At 47.1% G+C, this 25,278-nt stretch carries 19 protein-coding genes; 5 read left to right on the top strand and 14 right to left on the bottom strand.

The features are described from left to right. Positions 1 to 29 precede the first annotated feature (29 nt). Positions 30 to 803 (top strand): inositol monophosphatase family protein, encoded by a 774-nt coding sequence (locus MOX91_RS04780; RefSeq protein WP_370396945.1) that lies wholly within the window; start codon positions 30 to 32, stop codon positions 801 to 803. Here the strand turns inward: MOX91_RS04780 and MOX91_RS04775 are convergent. From MOX91_RS04775 to mutS, 3 genes are read right to left on the bottom strand one after another with little or no spacing between them, the layout of a single operon-like run. After that, a complete protein-coding gene (locus MOX91_RS04775; RefSeq protein ID WP_370396944.1) occupies positions 800 to 1,255 on the bottom strand; it encodes a hypothetical protein in 456 nt (151 codons plus the stop codon). The genes MOX91_RS04780 and MOX91_RS04775 overlap by 4 nt on opposite strands. 35 nt (positions 1,256 to 1,290) lie before the next feature. Next, on the bottom strand, positions 1,291 to 2,772 hold the full coding sequence (locus MOX91_RS04770; protein WP_370396943.1) for an excinuclease ABC subunit UvrC: 1,482 nt from the start codon (positions 2,770 to 2,772) through the stop codon (positions 1,291 to 1,293). Positions 2,773 to 2,774: 2 nt separating this feature from the next. Further along, on the bottom strand, positions 2,775 to 5,333 hold the full coding sequence (mutS, locus tag MOX91_RS04765; RefSeq protein WP_370396942.1) for a DNA mismatch repair protein MutS: 2,559 nt from the start codon (positions 5,331 to 5,333) through the stop codon (positions 2,775 to 2,777). A gap of 178 nt (positions 5,334 to 5,511) precedes the next feature. On the opposite strand from mutS, the gene MOX91_RS04760 reads away from it, so the two are divergent. Then, positions 5,512 to 6,018: a hypothetical protein gene (locus MOX91_RS04760; RefSeq protein WP_370396941.1), complete on the top strand. Its 507-nt coding sequence runs from the start codon at positions 5,512 to 5,514 to the stop codon at positions 6,016 to 6,018. A gap of 67 nt (positions 6,019 to 6,085) precedes the next feature. Here the strand turns inward: MOX91_RS04760 and alaS are convergent, their stop codons facing one another. Then, complete coding sequence (gene alaS, locus MOX91_RS04755; RefSeq protein ID WP_370396940.1) at positions 6,086 to 8,761, bottom strand: alanine--tRNA ligase; 2,676 nt, start codon at positions 8,759 to 8,761, stop codon at positions 6,086 to 6,088. 5 nt (positions 8,762 to 8,766) lie between these two features. After that, a complete protein-coding gene (gene leuB / locus MOX91_RS04750; RefSeq protein ID WP_370396939.1) occupies positions 8,767 to 9,867 on the bottom strand; it encodes a 3-isopropylmalate dehydrogenase in 1,101 nt (366 codons plus the stop codon). Between the two features lie 116 nt (positions 9,868 to 9,983). Between leuB and glnD the strand changes: the two genes are divergently transcribed. Both glnD and MOX91_RS04740 read left to right on the top strand, forming a co-directional pair. Further along, on the top strand, positions 9,984 to 12,692 hold the full coding sequence (gene glnD / locus MOX91_RS04745; protein ID WP_370396938.1) for a [protein-PII] uridylyltransferase: 2,709 nt from the start codon (positions 9,984 to 9,986) through the stop codon (positions 12,690 to 12,692). A 55-nt stretch (positions 12,693 to 12,747) separates the two neighbouring features. After that, positions 12,748 to 13,968: an MFS transporter gene (locus MOX91_RS04740; RefSeq protein ID WP_370396937.1), complete on the top strand. Its 1,221-nt coding sequence runs from the start codon at positions 12,748 to 12,750 to the stop codon at positions 13,966 to 13,968. Positions 13,969 to 13,999: 31 nt separating this feature from the next. On the opposite strand, the gene purN is transcribed toward MOX91_RS04740, so the two are convergent. The 5 genes from purN to MOX91_RS04715 are packed head-to-tail and all read right to left on the bottom strand — an operon-like array spanning position 14,000 to position 19,652. Further along, positions 14,000 to 14,593: a phosphoribosylglycinamide formyltransferase gene (gene purN, locus MOX91_RS04735; RefSeq protein WP_370396936.1), complete on the bottom strand. Its 594-nt coding sequence runs from the start codon at positions 14,591 to 14,593 to the stop codon at positions 14,000 to 14,002. Between the two features lie 8 nt (positions 14,594 to 14,601). After that, a complete protein-coding gene (locus MOX91_RS04730; protein ID WP_370396935.1) occupies positions 14,602 to 15,258 on the bottom strand; it encodes a hypothetical protein in 657 nt (218 codons plus the stop codon). Positions 15,259 to 15,264: 6 nt separating this feature from the next. Beyond that, positions 15,265 to 16,524 (bottom strand): glutamate-5-semialdehyde dehydrogenase, encoded by a 1,260-nt coding sequence (locus MOX91_RS04725; RefSeq protein ID WP_370396934.1) that lies wholly within the window; start codon positions 16,522 to 16,524, stop codon positions 15,265 to 15,267. Next, the gene (locus MOX91_RS04720) at positions 16,521 to 17,432 is read right to left on the bottom strand and encodes a PfkB family carbohydrate kinase (protein ID WP_370396933.1); all 912 of its coding nucleotides are present in this window, start codon (positions 17,430 to 17,432) and stop codon (positions 16,521 to 16,523) included. Before MOX91_RS04720 ends, MOX91_RS04725 begins: the two co-directional genes overlap by 4 nt. 42 nt (positions 17,433 to 17,474) lie before the next feature. Further along, positions 17,475 to 19,652 (bottom strand): GH92 family glycosyl hydrolase, encoded by a 2,178-nt coding sequence (locus MOX91_RS04715; RefSeq protein ID WP_370396932.1) that lies wholly within the window; start codon positions 19,650 to 19,652, stop codon positions 17,475 to 17,477. Positions 19,653 to 19,762: 110 nt separating this feature from the next. Here MOX91_RS04715 and MOX91_RS04710 point away from each other — a divergent pair, with 110 nt between their 5' ends. Then, positions 19,763 to 20,914, top strand: coding sequence for an N-acetylglucosamine-6-phosphate deacetylase (locus MOX91_RS04710; RefSeq protein ID WP_370396931.1), 1,152 nt, complete (start codon positions 19,763 to 19,765; stop codon positions 20,912 to 20,914). Between the two features lie 2 nt (positions 20,915 to 20,916). On the opposite strand, the gene MOX91_RS04705 is transcribed toward MOX91_RS04710, so the two are convergent. From MOX91_RS04705 to MOX91_RS04690, 4 genes are read right to left on the bottom strand one after another with little or no spacing between them, the layout of a single operon-like run. After that, entirely contained in the window at positions 20,917 to 21,786 is an 870-nt protein-coding gene (locus MOX91_RS04705; protein ID WP_370396930.1) for a TIGR01777 family oxidoreductase, read from the bottom strand. A 27-nt stretch (positions 21,787 to 21,813) separates the two neighbouring features. After that, positions 21,814 to 22,350 carry a cob(I)yrinic acid a,c-diamide adenosyltransferase gene (locus MOX91_RS04700; protein WP_370396929.1) on the bottom strand — a complete coding sequence of 179 codons (537 nt, stop codon included), beginning with the start codon at positions 22,348 to 22,350 and terminating at the stop codon, positions 21,814 to 21,816. A 2-nt stretch (positions 22,351 to 22,352) separates the two neighbouring features. Then, the gene (argS, locus tag MOX91_RS04695) at positions 22,353 to 24,116 is read right to left on the bottom strand and encodes an arginine--tRNA ligase (protein WP_370396928.1); all 1,764 of its coding nucleotides are present in this window, start codon (positions 24,114 to 24,116) and stop codon (positions 22,353 to 22,355) included. A 3-nt stretch (positions 24,117 to 24,119) separates the two neighbouring features. Beyond that, on the bottom strand, positions 24,120 to 25,076 hold the full coding sequence (locus tag MOX91_RS04690; RefSeq protein ID WP_370396927.1) for a ribose-phosphate diphosphokinase: 957 nt from the start codon (positions 25,074 to 25,076) through the stop codon (positions 24,120 to 24,122). Positions 25,077 to 25,278: the final 202 nt, after the last annotated feature.

The following is a 25,278-nucleotide window of genomic DNA, read 5'->3' as shown; positions in this document are numbered from 1 at the left end:
TTTCTTACAAACTTAGCCTATTAAACAATATGACAAAGCCCGATTTCAAGAATTTTATGAATGAACTCGCCGATTTAAGCGGAGACTATATACGCGGAGAATTTGGCAAGGCGCACAAAATAGAATCAAAAGCCGACGCGACTCCCGTTACAGAAGTCGATAAAAACACGGAAGAAATTCTGCGTGAAAAAATAATGCGCGCCTTTCCCGAACACGGCATTGTCGGCGAAGAGTGGGGCGTTGTAAATCCCGATGCGGAGTATCAATGGGTTCTCGACCCGATAGACGGCACAAAATCTTTCATCTCGGGCATTCCGCTTTTCGGCACTTTGATAGCTCTGATGAAAAACGGCAGCTATGAATTGGGGCTGATTGACCAACCGATTTTGCGCGAAAGGTGTCTGGGCGACAACAGCGTTTGCCTCTTTAACGGCAAGCCTGTCCACGCGCGCCAGAATTTCAAATCCATAAACGGCGCGACCGCTTTGATTTCGGACGCAAGGGAAGTCCGCTTTGCGGGCAGAAACATGGACGCGTGGCGCAATTTTGAGGACAAGCTCTCAATACTTCGTACTTGGGGCGATTGCTACGGCTATATGATGCTTTGCAGGGGCAATGCCGACATTATGCTTGATCCCGTTTTGGAGATATGGGACCTTGCCGCCCTTATTCCGTGCGTGCGCGGCGCGGGCGCGGTAGTATCGGACTGGTTTGGCGGCTCGGACTTCGGGAAGAAAGGCGGGCTTGTCGCGGCGGCGAATGCGGAGCTTTTGGGCGACGCGCTTGCGACGCTCAACGGTTAAGACCTACTTTGCGAGATTTTCTTGTTTGCAAGCCTTATGAATGCAAAGGCGATTGTGAAGTTTTGAAGCGACAGTATTATGTCGGTTTTAAGCCGCGCCATGAAAAGGTCCGCAAAATTTATCGAAGCCGATGGTTCTCCAATTATAATCGATGCGTAAATTATGACGCTTAAGAGCGCGAAATAAACCGCAAATCCCGCGCAGAAAACCAAAATCCAGTTTTTAATGAATTTGCCCGCAATTTCCGTGCAAATCAAAGAAAGTGCGTAATTTAGAAAAAATACAAGCAGGTATGTGCAAACAAGAGTTATGTAAAAATTCTTGTTTTGAGAAAGGTTTTCCGTTGAAAAATTTTCCGCCGACGACAAAAAGAAAAGCTCAAACAAAATGATGGCGGTCGTTATCACTGCCGAAAATATCGCGCAAATAAAATGGTGCTTTAAGTATTTCATGTCTTTTTTATCGTAAAAATTTGTCTTTGTGAAAATCAATCTCCGTTTTGTGGAAGCCTGTCGAGAAAAAGCCTTAGCCTTGCGGCGGTTTCAGGGCCTATGCCTTCCACGCTTTTGATTTCTTCCGCGTCCGCTTTCTTTAAGGCGGCAATAGAGCCGAATGTTTTTAAAAGCAGTTCTTTTTTCTTTTGCCCAAGCCCGTCGAAATCGTCCAAAATGCTTTCCCTTATCTTTTTGCGCTGCAGGGTTTCGCGGTAGGAGTTCGCAAAGCGGTGGGCTTCGTCTCGGATGCGTTGCAAGAGTTTTAAGGCTTCGTTTGTTTTGGAAAGCTTTATTTCTTCAAAGTCGGAACATATTATGGTTTCTTCGCGCTTGGCAAGCCCTATGACTTTCGGGGCCGGTATTCCGATTGCTTCAAAAGCTTCCAACGCCGATTTTACCTGCCCTTTGCCGCCGTCTATCACAACGAGGTCGGGCATCGGCTTTTTTTCTTCAAAAAGCCTTCCGTACCTTCTTGACACAACTTCGCGCATGGAGGCATAGTCGTCATTTTTGACGTGCATTTTGAAGCGGCGGTATTTGTTGTTTGCGGGCAATCCTTCGTCAAATCTGACCATGGAAGCCACCGTGAATGAGCCTGATATGTGTGAAATGTCGAAGCATTCCATGGCGTGGGGCTTTTTGTCCATCCCAAGTGCGCCTGCAAGCAAAACCAAGGCGCGTTCCGCAACGGCTTTGGAAGTTCTTGACGGGTCTTGTTTTAACTCGCGGATTTTTGACGTTTGGGCGATTGCGAAAATCGCGTCCCTGAACTTTGCGGCTTTCTCGAAATCCTGCTCCTCGCTTGCGCGCTTCATTTTTTCTTCAAGCTCTTCTACGATTTCCCCGCTTTGGTTGTTTAGAAAATCTATGGCTTTTTGGACTCTCATGGCGTATTCTTCCTCGCTTACGACGTTGGGATGGCTGAAAATTTCCGCCCTTGCATCGTCGTACAAACGCCATCTGCCGTCGGGCTGTTTTGTCGGTTTTGCGTCCGATGAAATTATGCCGAAATCTTTTTTCAGCTGGTTTAAGGTGGAGCGTATGGAGCTTGTGTTGAGATACGGCCCATAGTAAATCGAGCCGTCTTCTTTCGTATGCCTTGAAAACGTGAAGCGCGGCAGTTCCTTAAAAGTTTCGACTCTTAGAAGAAGAAAATTTTTGTCGTCGCGTTCAAGTGTGTTGTAGCGCGGCTTCCATCGCTTTATCAGCTTGCTTTCAAGAATTAAAGCCTCCGCTTCGCTCTTGACTTTTATAAATTCAAAATCTTCGATAAGCGAAATCATCGACGCGATTTTGGGCGAATACGCCTTTTGCCGCGCGGTCGATTGGAAATAGTGCGAGACTCTTCTTTTTAAATTTACGGCTTTGCCTATGTATATAATTTGCCCGAAGCGGTCTTTCATGAGATAGACTCCGCTTGTTTCGGGCAGGCGGCGGATTTTTTCCTTCAAGGAAAGCTCTTCTTCAAAATCCATTTTTAAAACAATGACATTTGGCGCGATTCCCAGTCAGGTTGGGGCTTGCGCGCCGACGGCTTTCTTTTGATTTTGTTTTCGAGCGCAAGATGTTCGCGCATAGTGAATCCTTCCGCTTCAAGCTCGCTTAAAATTTCCTTTGCCCTTTCAATGACTTCGCGCGGAAGCCCCGCAAGTCGCGCGACTTGTATGCCGTAAGATTTATCCGCCGCTCCCTTTTCGATTTTCCTTATGAAGATTATTTCGTCGTTCCACTCTTTTACTGCGATGCGGTAGTTTACAAGGCGCGGCAGCGCGCCCTCGAGGCGCGTGAGTTCGTGGTAGTGGGTTGCAAAGAGCGTCTTGGGACCCGAATTGCCCTTGCCGTGCAGGTATTCGACAACACCCCATGCAATGCTAAGCCCGTCGTAGGTGCTTGTTCCGCGGCCGATTTCGTCCAAGATAATGAGCGAGCGCGATGTGGCGTTGTTTAAAATATTTGCGGTTTCGTTCATTTCAACCATGAATGTCGAATTGCCTTTCGAGAGCTCATCGGAGGCTCCGACGCGGCTGAAAATTCTGTCGAGAATGCCGATTTTGCAGGATTTTGCGGGAACGAAACAGCCCGTCTGCGCAAGAAGTGATATTAGGGCAACTTGGCGTATGTATGTGGATTTGCCCGCCATGTTGGGACCCGTGATTATTGCAATCTGCTCTTCGCCGGAAGAAAGGATTGTGTCGTTTGGCACGAACGCGAGCGTTTTTGACGTTCCGTTTTTTTTCAAAACCTGCTCGACAACGGGGTGCCTTCCGTCCTCAATGAAGATTTCTCCGCTTTCGTCTATTTCGGGGCGGCAATAATCCCAGTCCCGCGCAAGCTCCGCCCAGCCTCTGAAAACGTCGATTTCCGCAAGCGCGTGCGAAGTTTTCATAAGGGAAGAAAAATATTTCAGTACGTTTTCCGTAACCTCTGTAAAAATTGCGTCTTCTCTTTCCATTGCGGCGACTTCGCTATGCAGGATTTCCCTTTCTTTTTTGCGCAAATCTTCCGTAGTGTACCGCTCTGCGTTTGTCATTGTCTGGCGGCGGATGTAGTGGGGAGGGACGAGGTTTAAATTCGATTTTGTGATTTCTATGAAATATCCGAATGCGCCGTTATATTTTATGCGCAGGTTTTTTATGCCCGTTGCAATCTGCTCTTCGCGCTCCAAATTTGCAAGCCAGGTTTTGCTGTCGCGGCTCATGAGGCGCAGGTTGTCAAGCTCCGCGTCGAAACCGTCCCTTATGGCTCCTCCGTCTTGTATTTTCGCGGGAAGCTCATCGGAGAGCGCGCTTGAAAGATAGTTCGCAAGCCCGCTATAATCGCCAAAGGCGTTTTCGATTTTTTCTTCGGGGCAGCCGAGGCACGCTTTAAGCACTTTTTTGATTGGCTCTATTTGCACTATTGAAGAAAGAAGCGCGCCGAGTTCGCGCGGGGAGCGTATGCGGTTTTGGAGCCTCCCCAAAATTCTCGGAATGTCGCGCACGTTTTTTAAGTATTCCGCAAGTTCCGCGGATTCGGACGGGGCGTTGAAAAAATCCCAAACGATGTTTTGCCTGCGTTTGATTTCTTCCGCCTCTATTGTGGGCGAGGCAAGATAGCTTTCGAGAAGCCGCGCCCCCGTCGGCGTCAAAGTCCTGTCTATCGCGTCTAATAAAGAACCTTCTTTGAGACCGCTTGACGTTCTGAAAATTTCGAGATTGCGCTGGGTCGCGGCGTCGATTAAAAGGCATTTTTCGGTGGCGATTTTCCGCAAAAAAGATATGTTTTGCGGCTTGTTGCGCAGATTTTCCGAAACGTAAAAGACAAGTGCGCCCGCCGCGCCCAAAACGTTTTCGTTAGCCTTGAAACCGAAGCCGCTTAAATTGGCGACGCCGAGAAGCTCTTTAACAAGGTTTTCTCCGTAGTCCGGGGCAAATCGGTAGTCGGGCAAAAGCGATACGGGGCGAAGGTCGGCAAGGCTTCTGAAAATCGCGTTCCATCCCATCAGGGTTTCATCGGATTTCCATTTTTCGGAGCCGCATTCGGGAAGCAGAATTTCGCGCGGATTGAGCGCGCTTAAAACCGACAAAAAATTTTCGGGCTTAGAAAAGTCCGCGCAATAAAATTCCCCTGAGCTCAAATCCATCCAAGACGCCTGCAAAGAGTAGTCTTTTGAAATGTTAAACGCCATGATGAAACTGCCGCTTCTGCTGTCGAGCTGGCTGTCTTCAAGCATTGTACCGGGGGTCAAAATGCGGTTTATGGAACGCTTTACGAGCTTGCCCGCTTTCGGAATTTCGTCCTGCTCGCAAATTGCGACTTTTTTGCCAGCGCTCAAAAGCTTGGGCAGATATTGCGAAAGGGCATGGTATGGAATTCCCGCCATTGGGTAGCTTGAGCGTTTGGTAAGGGTAATTCCCAAAATCGGCGCGCATTCTATCGCATCGTCATAAAACATTTCGTAAAAGTCGCCGAGGCGGAACAAAAGCGCGGTGTCCTTGGGCAGGGATTTCCTGAATTCCCAGTATTGTTCCATCATTGGAGTCTGCTTTTCCGCCATAATTTTAGAAGTTTTATTAAATTTGCCATTTTTGCTTTTTTTCCAAAAAAGCGCAAGTTGAAACAGTTTTTATTTTAGATAAATTTTTGCGCGAACACTTTAAAATATTGACTAACCTCTTGCGTAGTTTAAGAGTTAAAAAAATAATAAAACGAGAAATTTCAAGGCAAAGAGTTATATGAGAATTCGATTTCACGTCAGAATGGCAATCATTTCGCAATTAACGCACTCTTGCGTAATTTTGGGCGCAATAATCATAATTGCGTCGCTGGTTTCCATGGGGCGGCCGCTGTGCCTTTCGGAATTTTTTCCGACGTCTTTTGCGCAGTTTTTTGTGTGGGTTTGCGCTTTCCCGATTTTGACAATCGGAGCGGGTCTTGGAATATTTTTCGATTTCTCAAAACTCGGTTGTTGGAATTTGCTTACATCCGACATGTTTCAAATGCCCGTCATTGGCGTTTTGGGCATTCTTTCGGTTTTCATTTACTGGATTTTTGTCAGGTTTTTGGTTTCAAAAACTTGGGGATTGGAATGGGTTAAGGCGTGCACGACCATCGTAAAATGCTTCATATTTTGGGGCATTTTTCAGCTGTTTTGCGTCTTTGTTTCTTGCGCGTGGACTTACGGCGGGCTTTCATGCGAGTGTAGTGGCAATTCCGAGATGGTGGAAGCTTCCGAAAAATAAATTTTATTTCAGCGCAAAAAAAATCGCAAATTTTCATTTGCGATTTTTTTATTTTGCAGTGGAAGTTTTATTTTAGCGAATTTTTAAACTCGCCAAACGCTTTTTCGAGCATTTTCGCGTCGCCTCCGCCCATTGCAAAATCGGGCTTTCCGCCGCCTTTGCCGCCCATCAGAGCCGCGACTTTTTTAATTATGTCGCCCGCTTTGACGCCGCTTTTTATTGCGCCGTCGGAGCATAGCGAAAGTATCGCGCCTTTGCCGTTTGCGTTTGCGCCGAGCAAAATTGCGAGGTTTTCCCTGCCTACGGATTTTGAAATTTGAACCGCCAACTCGCGAAGTTCGTTCGGGTTTTCCGCGGAGACTGTTTTCACAATCCAGCTTGCGCCGTTAAATTCGATTATGTCGGAGGCAATCTCTTCCGCTTCTTTTCCAGCATTCGCCTTTTTGAGGTTTTTGATTTCTCTTTCAAGTTCGCCTTTGAGCGCAATCAGCTTTTCCAGCTTCGCGGAAATTTCTTCGGGCTTGCAGGCAAGGCGGGAAGTTGCTTCCGCGATTTCGCGCTCCATTTTGTTTGCGTATTCAAACGCGGCTTCTCCTGCGAGAGCTTCCAATCGGCGCGTTCCCGCCGCGATTGCATTTTCGGAGACGATTTTTATCATTCCGATTTCGCCGAGAGCCGAGACGTGCGTGCCGCCGCAAAGCTCTGCGTGGAAGCCGTCCATGTCGATTACCCTGACCACCGCTCCGTATTTGTCCCCGAAGAATGCGAGGCAGTTTTTCGGCTTTTCGTTGAATGGAACTTCAAACCACTTTACGCCGCGGTTTTCCAAGATTTTTTCGTTTGCGAGTTTTTCTATTTCGCGCAGCTGTTTGGAAGACGGAGCTTCAAAGTGCGAGAAGTCAAAGCGCAGGCGTTCTTCGTTTACGAAGGACCCTGCCTGATGGACATGCTCGCCAAGCACTTTGCGAAGCGCCCAGTGCAGGACGTGCGTTGCGCTGTGGTGCCGCTCAATTGCGGCTCTTCTTTTTGCGTTTACGTTCAAAACGGCGTCTTCGCCCACGAGGGATGCGGGTATGGAATTTTTTGCGACTTTATGCAGGTACGCTCCGCCCGCGTTTACTTTGGTGTCGAGAATATCAACTGTTTTTCCGCCTGCAATGATTGTGCCGGTGTCTCCGACTTGCCCGCCTTTTTCGGCATAGAACGGAGTTTGTTTTACCGCCACAAAGTCGAAACCGTCTCCTTCCACGAGAGCTGAAATTTGCGTTGTGAAATTTGAAAGATTTTCTTTTTCGTAACCGACAAACTGGGTTGCTTCAACCGTGTCCGCGGAGTCGGCGACCGTGATTACTTCTTTCTTTTGCGCGGCGCGGGCGCGGGCGCGCTGTTTTTCCATTTCGGCTTCAAATCCTTTGACATCTACCGTCATTTTGCGTTCGCGCGCAATAAGCTCAGTCAAGTCAATGGGGAAACCGTATGTGTCGTACAAAACGAAAGCCTGTTCGCCCGAAATAAAATCAGAGTTTTCCGTGATTTTATCCAAGAGTTGCAAGCCTGTGTCCAAAGTTCTGTCGAAAGACTTTTCCTCGTTTTCGAGAACCTTTAAAATGACTTCGCGCTGCTCTTTTAGTTCGGGGAAGAACGGCGACATCTTGCTTACAACCGAGTCCGCGAGGCGTGTAAAAAAGCCGTGTTTTAAGCCGAGCCTCTTTCCGTACATTACAGCTCTTCTTAGAATGCGCCTTAGAACATAGTTTCTGCCGTCGCTTCCCGGCATAATGCCGTCTGCGATTGAAAATGACAAGGTGCGGATGTGGTCTGCAAGAACCCTGAAAATGCAGTCCGTAAGCTCCTGCGCCGACATGTCAGCCCTGTCGGACGGGATTGTGCCCTTGTAGGTCTTGCCCGACATATCGGAGATTTTCGCAAAAATATCCGTGAAGAGATCGCTATTGTAGTTTGATGACGTCTGCGAGAAATCCGCAAAATTTTTGGTTGTCGCCATAATGCCCGCAACGCGCTCCAAGCCCATGCCCGTATCGATATTCTTGTTTTTGAGGGGCGAGAATGTGCCGTCAACTTCGGCGTTAAACTGCATGAACACCAAATTCCAGATTTCGATGCAAAGAGGGGAATCGGAATTTACCAAAGAACCCTGCGTCTTGCCTTCGGGCGTCAAATCGACGTGGAGTTCGGAGCAAGGGCCGCATGGCCCCGTTTCGCCCATCATCCAAAAGTTGTCTTTTTTTCCGCACTTTTTGATGTGGATTTCAGGGTCCATTTTTTCGGAAACGAAAATCTCTTCCCAAATTGCGTAAGCTTCCGCGTCGAACTCTGCGGGCTCGCCTTCTTTCGGCTCGTAAACCGTCGCGTAAAGCCTTTCTTTCGGGAAGCCCCAGACTTTGGTGAGAAGCTCCCACGCCCAATGGATTGCCTCTTTTTTGAAATAGTCGCCAAAAGACCAGTTGCCGAGCATTTCAAAGAAAGTGTGGTGGTATGTGTCAAAGCCCACGTCTTCCAAGTCGTTGTGCTTGCCGCCTGCGCGTATGCATTTTTGGGTGTCCGCCGCGCGCTTGAACGGGGATTTCATGTCGCCCAAAAAATACGGCACAAACTGGTTCATGCCCGCGTTTGTGAAAAGCAGGTTGGGGGAGGTCGGCATCAATGAAGCCGAAGGCACAATGGAATGCGCCTTGGCGTCAAAAAAGTCCAAAAAGCTTTTTCTGATTTCCGAAGAATTCATTTTTATTAAAGTCTTTCAATTATTGCGTCAGCCATTTCCTTTGTGGAAACTGCCGCGTTGCCGAATGCGATGTCGCCAGTTCTCACGCCGTCGCAGACAGCCTTGCGCACGGCGGCTTCGATTTTCTTTGCGATGTCGTCCCTGCCGAAAGAGTAGCGCATCATCATTGCGGCCGAAAGAATTTGGGCGCACGGGTTTGCGATTCCCTTGCCGGCAATGTCGGGAGCAGTCCCGCCCGCAGGTTCGTACAATCCGAATTTGAGCCCGAGAGAGTTTGATCCGTCGCCAAGCGACGCAGAGCAAAGCATGCCGAGCGAGCCGCATATAACCGCCATTTCGTCGGACAAAATGTCGCCGAACATGTTTTCCGTAACCAGCACGTCGAATTGGTTGGGATCTCTTGCAAGTTGCATTGCGGCGTTATCCACATAGAGGTGTTTAAGTTCGATTTCAGGGTAATTCTTTTCCATGAAAGCCGTGATTGTCTTGCGCCACAAAACGGACGTTTGCAGTACGTTTGCCTTGTCGATGGAATAGATTTTTTTGCCGCGGGACATTGCCGTCTGCGCCGCGACTTCCGCAATGCGTTCGATTTCCGAAACCTTGTAGCTCATGGTGTCGCACGCGGCGTCTTCGCCATCTTCGGTTTTGTAGGTTTTCTTTTCGCCGAAATATATGCCACCCGTGAGTTCGCGGATACATACTATGTCAATGCCGTTTGGTATGCGCTCTTTTTTAAGCGGGGAAGCGTCGGTAAGCTGAGGATACAAAAGCCCCGGTCTGATGTTTGCAAAGAGTTTGAAAATTTTGCGAAGCGGCAGAAGCGCGGCGCGTTCGGGCTGTTTTGCAGGGGGCAGATTTTCCCACTTCGGGCCTCCCACCGAACCGAATAAAATTGCATCCGCTTGCGAACAGGCGTCAACCGTTGACTTCGGCAATGCTTCGCCCTGGCTGTCGATTGCGGCTCCGCCAACGTCGTGGCGCGAGTATGACAGCTCGAAATCTTCGCCCTTGCAGGCGCATTCAAGCACTCTGAGTGCCTGGTCCATTACTTCCGGGCCGATGCCGTCGCCCGCCAAAACTGTAAACTTGAATGTTTTTTTCATAATCGAATTAAAAAAAATTGCATGCAATTAAAAGCCAAGTTTCCGCTCTTGTAAATACTTTTCCTTTGACAATGTTATTTTGAAAAATTTATATTACACCGCGAAAAATATACAGTATGCTTTCGACAGCCAGAGAACGACTCTTAAAAAAACAAACTTACGACGGCGCCGCCGCGATTTTCGCGGGGAAAAGCCCGTCAGCAAAAGAGCTGAGACCCTTTGTCGAGAGCAGGTTTTTGGCGATAAAAGAGGCGCACGAAGACGGGGCATCGGGCTACACCGTTTGCAGGTCAAACAGCGACGTGATTGACTGCGTAATTTCAAACCTGCACGCTTTGTTTGAAAGGGAAAACGCGGGAGAAAGCGAATTTTTCGGCGATTTTTGCGTTGTGGCTCTCGGCGGGTACGGCAGGCGCGAGCTCTGCCCAAAAAGCGACATCGACATAATGTTTCTTTATTCTGACAGGGGCGTTGCCGACAAATTTAAAACCGACGCCATTGACGCCATCATGTATCCTCTTTGGAATGTCGGCTACAAACTGGGGCATTCGAGCCGCACCGTTTCAGAGGCGTTGGAAGACGCTCAAGCCGACATCCTTACAAAGACCGCGATGTTGGACGCCCGCTTCATTTGCGGCGATTTGAATGTCTTTGAGGATTTTAAGGGAAAATTTGCGTCCCTTTCTAAGAATACTGCGGAAAGCCACATAGAGGAGCTTTTGAGGCTTAAAACCCTTAGGCACAAAAAGTACGATTGGTCTCCGTATGTGCAGGAGCCCAACGTGAAAAACGGCGTCGGCTCTTTGCGCGACTACCAGACATTGCTTTGGGTCGCGAAATTGAAAACAGGTTCGGAATCCCTTTTGGATCTTGCAAGAAAAAAGATAATTTCAATCGTCGAATACAAGTCGCTAAGGCGGGCGCACGCGCTTCTTTTGAGGACGCGCAACGAGATGCACTATTTCTCGAACCGCGAAAACGATTTGCTCGACCTTGAGCTTCAGCCGAAAGTCGCCTATTCGATAGGATACCGCGAAGACGACGTTATGAAGAGGGTTGAGCGTTTCATGCGCGACATTTACTACTCTTTGCGCGAGGTCGATTTAATTTCAAAGACAGCGAGAAAGCGCATGAAAATCGTCCTTCCCGAAGACATCGAGGAAACGCTTGGCATACGCAGGGACAATCTTTCAAAAGTGCGCTATTTCGAGGGTTTCATAATGAGAAACGGCTTTGTCTATGCGCAAAATTCCGCGGTTTTCAGAAAAGACCCGACATTGCTCATAAAAGTCTTCAGATGCTGCCAGCAGTTCGGCGTGCTGCTTTCGGACGAGCTTGAAATTTTAATTCGCGACTCCGCGCATTTGATTGACGACAAAGTAAGGGCGGACAAGGCGGCGAACGAAGAGTTCATGAAAATTTTGCGTTCGGAATGGAACGTGTATCCCATACTCTCCAAAATGCACTTTCTCGATATTCTCGGGAAATTCATACCTGAATTCGGGGAAATCACCTGCCTTGTGCAACACGAATTTTATCACCGCTACACTGCCGACATCCATACTCTCAACACCATTATGGAGCTTGACAAGATTTTTGGCGCAAATGTCGAAGACGAGCCCTACGGCTACTACCATGCGGTGCTTTCAGACAGCAAAAATCCCTCTCTTCTTTACCTCGCGCTTCTCATGCACGACTTGGGAAAATCCGACGGCATAAAAGGCCATGCGGAAGTGGGGGCTGAAATTGCGGAAAAAATCCTTTCGAGGTTTGACTTGGCGGAAGACGAAAAGGAAATCGTGATTTTCCTTATAAGGCACCATTTGATGATGGCGCGCTACTGGCAGTCGAACGACATTGAAGACGAAACGGTAATAGAAAATTTTGTCGAAAAAATCATAGATCCCGACCGTTTGAAGTTCTTGTACGTCATGACGTTTTGCGATTCAAAAAGCACGTCTTCAACCTTGTGGAATTCCTACAAGCAGTCATTGCACACGATGCTTTACCGCAATTCCCTTCGCAAAATGCAATCTACGCCAGAAAAAATCGAAGCTCTTTACGAAGAGCGCAAGCAAAAGGTTATCGACGGCATTTTCAATTCGGGTGAACTCCGCACGAGCAGCAAGGAGGCTTTGGGCTACTTGAACAACCTCCCGAGAAACTATTTCCTCTTTCACGGCAAGGACGACCTGATTTTGCACATGAATATGGTCCACACCTATGTCGAGCGGGAGCGCAACTGCACTCAGGCGTCAACTCCCACTAATCCTTTGCCTGTTTTTGAATGGCGCAACGACCCCAATATGTCGCTTTCAACCGTCACCATTGTAACCCGCGACCTCGGCGGGCTTTACTTCAAGCTTGCGAGCGCGTTCACTTATGCGGGGCTTAACATTTTGGGATCAAAGGCGTTTTCAAGGGCGGACGGAATTATTATCGACACATTTTACGTAACGAGCGTCGGCGGCGGAGCAGTTCAAAACGAGCGCACTCTCGAACTGTTTTCAAACGCGATTTTAAAGATTTTCGGCGCGGGGCAGGACTTGGTTGAGCAGCCGCCGAAGCGCAACGAGGAATTTCCGTGCAGAATTCTGGTAAAAAATTCAGCGCAAAAAACGACAGTCGAAGTCATCGCAAAAGACAGACCCGGATTATTGTGCTCAATAACAAAGGCGATTTACGATTTCGGCTTTGAAATCGTTTTCGGGCGCATAAGCGTTGACGGCGGATGGGGCACGAATAACTTTATAATCAAACCTCGAAAGGATTTTGAAAATCCGTCCGTGGACGGGTTGGACGCTAAAATCAAAGAGGTTTTATAGGCAATTTTTCTTGACTTTGCCTTTTAAAAAGAGCCTTATTTGCGGCTAAAAAAATATGGATACGGGAGATTGCATCAGGCAAAATTTCTGGGGCGCGAAAATTTCAAAAAAATTGTCAAACCGCATTGCGGCGTCGGCGTTTTTCTTTTTGTTCGGCATAGGCTTTTCCTGCTGGGCAACTCGCATTGCAGACATAAAAAATGCTTTGGGGCTTTCGGACGCGGAACTTGGCGGGCTTCTTTTTACCATTCCCGTCGGGCAATTTTGCGCAATACCGTTTTCGGGGTATTTGGTGTCCAAGTTTGGCAGCAGAAACATTTTGACTTTTTCTATTTTGTATTATCCGCTTGCGCTTATGTCGCTCGGCTTGGCGTCGGAAGTTTGGCAGCTTAGAATAGGGCTTTTCTTTTTCGGCATAGCCTGCAATTTGTGCAATATTTCAATAAACACGCAGGCTGTGGGGGTTGAAAAAATCTACAAGCGCAGCATTATGGCGACTTTCCACGGCGTGTGGAGTCTTGCGGGGTTTTTGGGCGGGCTTGCGTCAACCCAAATAGTAAAGTGGGGCGCAACTCCGTTTCAGCATTTTTCGATGATGGGCGTTTTGGCGGTTTTAACTTTGTTTTTTATGCGCCCGCATCTATTGCCAAGCGACGCCAAAAGCTTGGAAAGCGGTGCGCCGAAATCCGATTCCGAAAAAGAGCCTGTTTTACAAAAATTCAAATTTATTTTCGACAAATACATAGTGATTTTGGGCTTCATCGCTTTTGGCAGCATGTCTTGCGAAGGCACGATGTTTGATTGGAGCGTGATATATTTTCAGGACGTTGTAAAAGCCGACGCAAGCCATATAAGATACGGCTTTATCTGCTTTATGAGCATGATGGCGTCAGGCAGGTTTATGGCCGATAAATTTGTGATGAAGTTCGGCGCAATAAGGGTCGTGCAAGCGAGCGGTATTCTTATAGCTTCGGGGCTTTTCATCGCCGTTTTAGTTCCAAGCGTGATTGTTTCTGCTCTTGGGTTTGCCCTTGTGGGGCTTGGCGTTTCAAGCATTGTTCCGCTATGCTACAGCCTTGCGGGCAAGTCAAAAAATTTGCCGACGGGTATTGCGCTTACGGGCGTTTCTAGCATCGGCTTTTTGGGATTTTTGATGGGACCTCCGCTAATCGGGTATGTTTCGGAGGCGTTTGGACTTAGAAGCGCATTTGCGCTTATACTGCTTGTCGGGCTTTCGGTGGCATTCTTGGCTCCGCGCTTAAAGAAAAGCGAATAAATCGGCTTCTTGTTTTTTAAGCGCGCACTTTTTATTTGCCCAAAGGAATTTTGCCTTCGCCTATTTTGGCGATGACAGAGGGTAGCAAGACATGTTCTGCGGCGTGCACTTTTTCTTCAAGGCTTTCAAGCGTGTCTTCGGGCATAATTTCAACCGCTTTTTGGTCGATGATTTTTCCACCGTCGAGTTCGTCATTTACAAAATGCACCGTGCATCCCGTTATTTTTACTCCGCAGTCAAACGCCTGTTTTATGGCGTCCTTCCCCTTGAACGAAGGCAGGAGGCTCGGGTGCAGGTTTATGATTTTGTTTGCGTATTTTGAAGTTATGGACGGGGGCAGTATTCTCATAAATCCCGCCAAAACTATAAAATCCGCGCATAAAAATTCGAGGTTTTCCAAGTAAAACTTTGCACCTTCTTCGCTGAAAAATGCTCCCTTTCTCATGGGGTCGAGATACACGCTTTTTACGCCGAATTCCTTGGCTATTTTCAACGCGTTGGCGTCTTCTTTGTCGCTAATTAGCGCGACAATTTCTATGTTGGGGAGCTTGCCGAGTTTTTGGCATTCGAGGATTTTTTTCGCGTTCGAGCCTTTGCCGCTTGCGAGAATTACTGTTTTTATCATGGGAATTTCTATAAGTTAACGCCTTGCAAAACAAAGTTTGCGCCGGACTCTTCAAGAGCCTCTCCGACTATTTTTCTTGTGAGCGTGGGGCTTTTGATGTCGTTTAGAGTGATGTTAAATTCTTTTTTTGAAGTCCACCGAAGCGGAATTTTTGCGTCAGACTTGTCGATATAGTCGATTTTTTCTATCATCATGGAAATCGATTTGAATTTATCGTCGTCTGCAAACTCCGCAAAACCCGGAAAAGCGTAAATAAAATCGCGGATTGAATATTTCGCCGCGGAAATCTTTACACAATTTAAATGCTCCGCATCCATTTCAAACTCGGTTATCAAAATTTTGCCGTTGAAAAATTTTATCGGGTCTATTTTGAACTTCACGCGCTTTGCCGTCAAAAAGTTGCTTTCATTGTACTCTTTTGGAGGGGAAATCCGCAAATTGTTTATTTCCACTTCGCCCGATATTATGTTTACGAAAAGCTTTTCGGTTGACAAAAAGAATCCTGTTTTTTCAGAAAAATCTTCCTGCAAAATTCTGGGCGCCAAAATTGCCACCATTATTATTGCCAAAGAGGCGATAATTGACAGCATCGTGGCGAGCGTGAGAATTGAAGAAATTACAAACGCTATCGGATTTCTTTTGAACAAGCGGAATATGTATCGCATAAACTTTTAGCTTCTGGTTTGCCCTTTGCCGAAAATTTTGTATTTGTGGCTGCAAAGTTCGTTCAAGCCCATGGGACCTCTTGCGTGAAGCTTGTCGGTTGAAATGCCGATTTCAGCACCCAAACCGAATTCAAAGCCGTCGGTAAAGCGCGTTGAGGCGTTCCAATAAACGCAGGCGGAATCTACGCCGTTTAGGAATTTTTCGGCATTTTTTTCGTTTTCCGTTATTATGGCTTCGGAATGTCCCGAACTATGCTCGTTTATGAATTTTATCGCATCGTCAACATCTTTTACGAATGTTGCGGAAATCACAAGCGCGCAATATTCCGTGTAAAAGTCTTCTTCGGAAGCATCGACAGACGGAATGGAATGCTTGTTTAGAAATTCCTTAACTTCTTTTGTCGCACGGATTTCCACATTATTATCGGCAAGCGCGCGGGCGACTTCCAAAAACGCGCTTTCAGCTCCGCGCATAGCGAGCAGGTTTTCCGCCGCGTTGCAAGTGCCCGGACGCTGGCATTTTGCGTTTACGGAAATTTCAACCGCTTTTTTTACGTCGGCATCCTTGTCGATAAATATGTTGCAGACACCCTTGTAGTGCTTTATGACGGGGATTGTTGAGTTTTCAACGACAAAGCGTATGAGCTTTTCTCCACCCCTTGGTATAATGCAGTTTACATAGGAATCGAGCTTCAAAAGGGTGTTCATCGCCGCGCGGTCGGGTGTTGGGATTATCTGCACGCAGTCGCCGTCAAGACCCGTTTCCGAAAGAGCTTGAGAGATTAGCTTTGACAGGCAAATGTTCGAGTTGAACGCTTCCTTGCCGCCGCGCAAAATAGAGGCGTTGCCGCTTTTTAGGCAGAGAGCCGCGCAGTCAATCGTAACATTGGGCCTGCTTTCAAATATGATTGCTATGACGCCTATCGGGGTTTGAATTTTTTGGATTTTCAATCCGTTCGGACGCGTTTTTTCCTCCAAAATTCTGCCGACGGGGTCGGGCAGGGCGGCTACTTGGCGGACGCCTTCAGCCATTGCAAGAATGCGCTTTCGGTTTAGGGTGAGCCTGTCTTTGAAAGCATCGGAAATATCTTTTGCGCCCTCCAAGTCCTTCAAGTTTTCCGAAACGATTTGCGCTTCGTTTTCTTCAATTAAGTCGGCGAGCCTCAAAAGAGCCGCATTTTTTGCCTCGGAACTTGCGACTGCAAGCTTTAAGGCGGCTTTTCTGGAGCGTTTTGCGATGTCTAAAACTGTTTCTTCAAGCGTCATATTCTGCTGATTTCCCTTATGAAGTTTTCGCGTTTTTTAATTTCTTCAATTCCCTCTTCCTCCAATTTGAGGCAGGAGAACGATTCGACCGTTATTGAAGCCGTCGCCGTTGCCGCAAGCATTGCGCGCTTTATGGACTCAAAGTCTGTTTTGTCTTCTTTTGCGATATGCCCGATTAGCGCGCCCGCGAAAGAATCTCCCGCCCCTGTAGGGTCAACAAGCTTGCGCACGGGGTATGAAGCAATCGTGAAAAATCCGCTTTCGTGAAAGAGCATTGCTCCGTGTTCGCCTTTTTTGATGATTACGCTTTTTGCGCCCATTTCGCGAAGAATGTCGCCGCAGACGATAGTATTGTTTTCACCCGCAAGCTCTTGGGCTTCCGAATCATTTAAAATGAGCAAATCGACGCGTTTTATGAGGTCTTTCAATTCTTTTTGCGCGATTTCAATCCATAAATTCATGGTGTCGAGAACAACGAACTTGGGATTTTTAATTGCGTCCAAAACTTTCAACTGGCTTTCGGGGCTCGAATTCGCCAAAAGCACATAGGGCGAATTGCACAGGCTTTGCGGGATTTTGGGCTCGTAATTTTCCATGATGCCAAGGCGCGTTTCAAGAGTGTCGCGCTTGTTGAAATTATGGTGGTATTTTCCCCTCCAAAAGAAAGTCTGTTTGCCGTCTTTTATTTCAAGCCCTTCCAAGCCGACTCCTCTTGCCGACAGCCTTCTTATATCGTCTTCCTTGAAGTCAGAGCCGACGATAGCCACTATGTTTGCGGGCGCAAAGAAAGAAACCGCAAGCGCCGCATATGATGCGGAGCCGCCAAGTATGTATTCTGCCTTGTCAAAGGGCGTTTCTATGGAGTCGTAAGCAACCGAGCCGTAAACTAAAACGGAATTATTTTTCATTTTTTTTAAGCTAAATCAAATGCGTTTTTTTTCAATACAATTTTATTCCTTTTGCAGATCGGGCTTGTCGGACATTTCAAAAACGAGCGTAGAGCCGTTTAAGATGTCGGAATGCGAGATTTTTGCGTTCTTTATTTCAACTCCGTTTAAAGTCGCTTTTTTGACGTACTTGTTTTTCGGGGAGAGGTTTTTTGCGTACATTTTAAATGTTTTTCCGTTGGGAAGATTTATTTGCGCTTCGGGTATTTGCGGAGCGCCCAAAACGTATTCCGCCGACGCGGGATTGAACGGATAAAAGCCCATTGCGCTAAAAATATGCCATGCGCTCATCTGCCCGCAGTCGTCGTTGCCGCAAAGCCCGTCGGGCTTGTTTATGTAAAACTTGTCGAATACCTCGCGGACAAGCTCCTGCGTGCGGTGCGGCTTTCCAAGCAGGCTGAAAGAGTATATCACATGGTGGCTCGGCTCGTTGCCGTGCGCGTACTGACCGATTCTTCCCGTGGCATCGTCCGAATGCCCCGCATCTTCTTTGTGTTCGTCCGCCGAAAAGAGTTTTTCAAGAGCCATGGCGGTTTTTTCATTGCCGCCGAAAAGCTTTATCAGCCCGTCGAAATCTTGGTTGACGTGCCAAGAGTATTGCAGGGCGTTGCCCTCTATATAGTCTCTTCCGCAACCGCCCCCGTTGGGAAATTTAAATTCGTCGAAAGGCTCCCGCCAGTTGCCGTTTGAATCCTTGCCGCGCATAAAGCCGGTAGATTTATCAAAGAGATTTTTGTAAAACTTCGAGCGTTTCAAAAAGCGTTCCGACTCGTTTTTATTGCCCGCTGCTCTTGCCAGGAGATAAACGCAATAGTCGTCATAGGCGCATTCCAAGGTTCTCGCAACCGACGCCCCGCGCTTTTGGTCGAAAGGAAAGTAGCCGAGTTTTTCATAGTCATCGCCGAAATCGGAAGTTTTTATTGCCGCTTTCAAAGCCTTTGGCAGGTCTATTTTTATGCCTTTTTCGTTCGCTTCAGCAAGGACTGCGATGGAGTGGTTTGCAATCATGCAGTAATTTTCCTGCCCCCAGAGCGTCCATTTTGGGAGTTTTCCAAACGCATCGAAGTGTAGAAGCATGGATTGTGCGAAATCCTCCACTTTTTCGGGAGTCAAAATGGTGTATAGCGGATGCGACGCCCTGAAAGTATCCCAAAGTGAAAAGGTCGAATAGTACGCTCCGTTCGGGGCTTTTGCGACTTTGCCGTCCGCGCCCCTGTACATTCCGTCAACATCGGCGATGTTGTTTGGCTGGATAAAATTGCGGTATAGGCTCGTGTAGAAATTTTCAAGCTGCGCCTTGTCTCCTTTTGCGTCTATTTTGGACAGCAGTTTTTCCCATTTATCGCGCGAATTTTTTTGAATTTGGTCGAAGGACAGGTTTTGGGCTTCCGCCTGCAAATTTTTCTTTGCGCCATCTATTCCCGTGGTTGAAATTGCGATTTTTACGATTAGCTCCCCGCTTTCGGGCAAGTTGAATTCAAGCGCATAACGCTCCGACTTTTCATCATCGCGGATTTTCGGCAGAAGCTTTTTTTCTTTTATTTCGGAGCTGAAAGAGGCGGCGAAGTAAACTTCCCTCGAAACCCACATCTTGGTTTTTCTCTCGCCGGTAATGAGTTTGGGAGATTCAAAATTCACCTTGCCCGAAACTGTGTTATAGGTGAAGGTTTTTTCGCCCGAAATCAGTCCGTACTGATTGTCAAAAAGAAGCATTGCCTTTTGCGGATCGTCAAAAATAATTCTGTAAACGGCGACTCTTTCCGTTGCGGTGATTTCAACAAACGCCTTTGCATCGTTTAGATAGACGCTGTAATACCCGGGGCTTGCCTTTTCGTTTTTCTTGTCGAAAGAGCTGCGGAAGTTTTCGGTTTTTGCGCATTTTAGAAGCGGCATTATGGCGGCGTCCCCCAAGTCGGCGACGCCCGTGCCGTTTAGGTGCGTTTGTGAAAACCTGTAAATTTTGTTGTCGTCATAGTTGTAGCCCGAGCAGTATTTCCATGAGCTGTTGCCCGTGTCGGGAGACGCCTGCACAAGCCCGAACGGCACGCAGGCTCCCGGAAGCGCGTGCCCCGTGTAGGCTGTGCCGATAAACGGATTTACGAAGTCTGTTTTTTCGCCTGCCGAAAGCGCTGACGCCGAAAGGGCGGCAATCCAATAAATTGCGGTTTTAAATATTTTCATTTTTTTAATTTAAGTATGGACTTTTTTATATGAAAGATAAACTTTTAGAATATGAGCGCAAATAAAAAATTGCAAAAATCGCGGCATGGAATTTTACTTTTTTACGGATTATGAATGATTTAATCATAAAAAACGCCGTTTTGAAAAACGAATTTGACGAATTTTGCCCTTCGGATATTTCCGTAAACGGCGGAAAAATTGCCCGCATTTCAAGAAAAATCGACGAAAATGCAGAGTCGGTTTTCGACGCGGGTGGCGCGTTTTTGAGCGCGGGATTCATCGACTGCCATTTTCACGGCGCGGGGGGCTTTGATTTTTGCGACGGCGATTTTGATGCGCTTTACGAGATTGCAAAATTAAAATTAAAAGAGGGCGTAACGGGAATTTTGCCCGCAACGCTTTCCCTGCCTTTTGAAACGCTGAAAAAATCCTTTGAATGCGCAAAAAAATACGAAGAGGCGAATTTTTCGTCGATGCCGAGGCTCTTGGGGATACATTTGGAAGGTCCGTTTGTAAATCCGAAAATGGCGGGCGCGCAAAATCCCGAATTTTTAAAGCCTTGCGACATTGACTTTGTAAAAAATTTAAACGATGTTTTTAAGATAAAGAAAATTTCCTATGCGCCTGAGCTTGACTTTGACTGCAATTTCTTGAAGGAAATTTCTAATATGGGGATATTCCCAAGCTCCGCCCATTCTTCCGCGGGATTTGGCGTGTTTTCAAACGCGCGGAAATTCGGCTTAAAAGGCATTACGCATTTTGCGAACCGCCAAAGCCAAATAACTTCGCGCGATATAGGCTCTACGGGGGCGGGGCTGTTGTTCGACGATATATGGATTGAAATAATCGCCGACAAAAAACATCTTTCGGAAGACATGCTAAAACTTGTGTTTGCGAAAAAGAATTTTGAAAAAATTATTTTGATTACCGACTCTATGAGGGCATCGTGGCTCAAAGACGGCGTTTCTACTTTAGGCGGATTAAAGGTAGCGGTAAAAAACGGAAAAGCGAGGCTTTGCGATGGCGGAGCTTTGGCAGGCAGCGTTTTAAAGATGAACGACGCCGTTAAAAATTTTGCGAAAATAACAGGCGGGCATGTTTTAAAGATTGCCGAATGCGCCTCTAAAAACGTCGCAGAAAGCCTTAATTTAAGCGGAGTGGGGCGGATTAAGGAAAACTTTTGGGCGGACTTTGCGCTTTTGGACGAAAACGCACGCATTTTGGCTGTTTTTGCGGGCGGCAAACTCTGCTTTAAGGCTTGAATTCAGAGTGCATCTTCTATTTTTGGTTGATGGAATTTGAAATTTGCGTCCAAAAGTTTTTTGGGGAAAATCTTTTGATTTGATAAAATCAGCTCATTTGCCATTTCTCCGAAAAAAAGGCGGATAATCCATTTGGGAACGGAAAACATCAGGGGTCTATCCAAATATTTTGCAAGAGCTTCTGAAAATTCCGCATTTCTTGCATATAGAGGGGATACTGCGTTGACCGCGCCGAAAATGAATTCGTTTTTTATCAAAAATTCGTATGTTCTCAATAAATCGAGAATTGAAATCCACGGCATATAGTTGTTTCCGTCCGAAATTTTTGCGCCCAAAAAACATTTAAAGAATGGAGTTAATGTTTTGACCATTCCTCCGTTTTTGCCTATGACAACACCTTGCCGAAGCGTGATTACGCGCGTGTTCGAGGCAATTTTTGCGGCTTGTTCGTTTTGGGCGCACACAAAAGCGAGAAATCCGTTGCCGTTCGGGGAATTTTCATCGCATTCAAAATTTGGATTTGCTCCGTAATAGCCTGTTGCCGATGCAGTTATGAACACCTTTGGAGGTCGGTTCAAAGACTGTATTTCTTTTGCGATAAATTCCGTCGAAGAGACTCTGCTTGACAAAATTGCGTTTTTTTTACTGCTTGTCCACCGTCCGTAAATATTTTCACCCGAAAGATTTATGACTACAGTTGCGTTTTCGAGGATTTTTTTGCTTAAAATTCCGCTTTTTGCATTCCAATAAAGCGGGCTTTCGGGATTTTTACGGTCAGCCAACAGGACTTCATGCCCCGAATTTTTTAAAAAACGCGCAAGCTCTTTTCCGATAAATCCGCTGCCTCCGAAAATTGCTATTTTTTCTTCCACACTAAATCTATCGGGATTTTAGGCGGTTTAAGAAATTTTATTTTTCGCCGCGAGAACTCCCCAAAGATAAAGCAAGTCGGAAAGCCTGTTCATGTAAGCCAAAATAAATTTTCGCGGAAGCGGCTCTTCGGAATTTAATTTGACGATTTCCCTTTCCGCCCTTCGGCATATTGTCCGCGCCATATTAAGCTCCGCGTCCAAGACATTTTCGCCCGCGAGCGTCCATCCCTTGAAAACTTCGCCGTCGCTTTCAATTTGCGAAGCCTTGCTTTCGACGGCTTTCAAGTCTGTTTCCGAAAGCAGTTTTATGTTCTTTTCGGCAAGCTTGCCGTATTTTTTGTTCGAGGTTGCAAGCTCGGTCATAAGCATAATCAGCGCGTTTTGAATTTCCGATATTTCAGACTTGAAATCTGCCGATTTTGAATTCGCCTTAACCGTCCCCAAAGCGGAGCAAAGCTCGTCAACAGCCCCGTATGCCGAGACTCTTTGCGACGACTTCAAAACCCTCTCCCCGAACATCAGAGAGCATGTGCCTTCGTCTCCCGTTTTGGTTGAAATGGTCATTTTTACATCTTTTGCAGAGGCTCTATCGCAAGAAGTCTAAGCCCGGTTTCGAGGATTTCCATCGTTCTTGCACAGAGCATCAGACGTTTTGCCATGACCGCCTTGTCTTCCACTATCACCTTGTTTGCGTTGTAGAAAGTTGAGAAAACTCCCGCAAGCTCGTATAAATAAGTGCAGAGCAGGTGGGGGCGCAATTCGGCGAGAGTTAAGTCAAACACGCCCGGAAGCGCGATAAGCTTTCGCGCAAGCTCGATTTCCTGCGGAGTTTCAAGATTTGCCGCATCGTTTTCAAAATCGGAATTTTCTTGAACTCCTATTTTGCGGAAAATCGAGTGTATTCTTGCGACGGCATAAAGCAGGTAGGGCGCGGTATTGCCTTCAAAGGCGAGCATTTTATCCCACGAGAACACATAGTCGCCCGAACGGTTTTGCGACAAGTCCGCATAGCGCAATGCTCCGACGCCGACGGTTTCGGCTATTTTTTTGATTTCGTCTTTTGGCATGTCGGGAGTTTTCGCCAATACGATTTTTTCAGCCCTTGCGACTGCTTCGTCCAAAAGAGACTTCAATTTTACAGGCTCGCCACTTTTTGTTTTGATTGCCTTGCCGTCCTCTCCCAAAATTGTGCCAAACCACACATGGCGCAATTCGGGCTTGCGGTATCCTTTTGCGTCGAACCACTTTCCTACCGTCAAAAACAGCTGTTGGAAATGGTCTTGCTGGCGTCCGTCGGTGACGTAAACAATTTCTTCCGCACCGAAGTGTTCGACCCTGTACAAAACCGTTGCCAAATCCGTTGAAGCGTAGTTAGAAGCCCCGTCTTTTTTGCGTATGATAAACGGCTGTTTCGCAAACCTTTCGTGGTCTTTCAAAAATACAACCAACGCACCTTGGTCTTCGCATGCGAGACCGATTTCGGTAAGTTCATCGTAAATTCTGCCGACTTTATCGCGGTAAAAGCTTTCGCCCAAAGTCGTGTCTATTGTAAGCGACATTCTTTCATACATTTTGTCGAAAGAAATTTTGCTTATTTTTACGATGTCGTTCCAAAGTTTGGTGTTTTCGGGGTCCCCGTTTTGAAGCTTTACGAGCTCGTCGCGTGCGGCGTCGGCGCAGGACGGATCTTCCTTTGCCTTTGCAGAGCCCGCCTTGTACATTCTTTCCAAGTCTTCAAGCGCGTTTTCGTTTTCTGGGTCAAGCTTGTAGTTTTCGGATTTTATGCCGTAAATCAATATTCCGAAGTTCGTTCCCCAGTCGCCGATATGGTTGTCGCAAATCATGTCGGCTCCGCAAAAGCGCAGAAGCCTTTGGATTGTTTCGCCTATTACCATCGGACGCAAATGCCCGACGTGCATTTGTTTCGCGGTATTTGGCGACGGGAAGTCTATCACGACTTTTTTGCCGTTATAAAAACTTTTTGCGGCGTCTTTTAAAGCTGCTTCACCCTTGTATCTGCCAAGCCACTTTAAGAGAAATTCGGCAGAGAGCTTGAAGTTTACAAATCCGGGACCCGCGATTGAAATTTCAACGAGGCTTTCGTCAAAGCGACCGCTTTTTTTCAGCTCTTCGACAAAGTTCGAGGCGATTTCGCGCGGATTTTTCTTTGCTTTTTTCGCAAATGGAAGTGCGCCGTTTATCTGGAAATCGGCAAAGCGCGGATCTGCGGCGCGTACGGAAGCGTCAAATTCGCCTCCAAAGCATTCTTTCGCGACCGAGCTTGCGATTTTTTCTATCGACTTGGCAGGGTGAAACCAAATGTTTGACATGTTTTAGAAGCCTTTGATTTTGAAAAGCGAAGTAACCGACATATTGTTGTGCACCCTCAAAATGGCTTCCGCCAAGAGCGGGGCTACCGATAAAACGGTTATCGGATAATCCGCGTATTTGGGGCTCGGAGGAGTGGAGTCTGTTACAATTAACTCGTCCAAAAGCCCGTCCGAAAGGCGTTCGTAAGCCTTGTCCGTCAAAACGGCGTGGGATACCGCAGCTCTTACCGACTTCGGATTTCTTTCGCGCAAAAGTTTTGCCGCCGCAACGAGCGTGCCTGCGGTTTCCGTCATGTCGTCAACAAGCAGAATGTCCTTGCCTTCAACTTCCCCAACGAGGTTGGAAGCTTCGACATGCTCCGCGCTAACCCTGCGTTTTGCGATGAAGCCGAGGGGGCATTCAAACAGCTTTGAAAAGCTTTGCGCGCGCTTTAAGCCGCCGACATCGGGGGAAAACACGGTGAGGTTTGAAATGTCCATGTTCTTCTTCAAATAGTCGTAAATAACGGGCGAAGAATAGAGATGGTCGCAGGGTATGTCGAAAAATCCGGGTATTTGCTGGGCGTGCAGGTCGAGAGTTAAAATTCTGTCTATTTTTGCCGCAACCAACAGATTTGACACGAGTTTTGAGGTGATTGGGACTCCGGGCTTGTCCTTGCGGTCTTGACGGGCATAGCCGAAGAAGGGGACAACTGCCGTGATGCGCGATGCGGATGCGCGGCGGGCGGCGTCAATCATTATCAAAAGCTCCATCAAATTGTCGTTTGTGGGGCGGCAGGTCGGCTGAATGATAAAAACGTCGTCGCCTCTGATATGGTCGAGAATTTGAACATAAGTTTCGCTGTCGGGGAAAGTTTCAGTCACGACAGAGCCGAGCGGCGCAGAGAGATGCGCGCATATTTTCTTCGCCAAATCAGGGTTTGCACGCCCTGAAAATATTTTCAAGTTGTCTATTTTCATACGGAAAAAATTCCTTTATTCTTATTTTTTTCAATTTATTTGCTTTGCGTTTTCGGTCAAGTTTAAAAACCGACAAATGAGAGCCGTTTGCTTTTGCGTCCGATTTTATGGGCCGGTATTTTTGGATTTACAAGGCGCGGTTTTTAGGCTAAGTGTTTTTTCTGATTTTAATAAAAGTTTTTGCTTGAATTAAATATCCACA

Origin of the sequence: Intestinicryptomonas porci (assembly GCF_033971905.1) — a bacterium.
Lineage (GTDB): Bacteria > Verrucomicrobiota > Verrucomicrobiia > Opitutales > Intestinicryptomonadaceae > Intestinicryptomonas > Intestinicryptomonas porci.
This window is presented reverse-complemented; position numbering and strand designations above follow the sequence as displayed.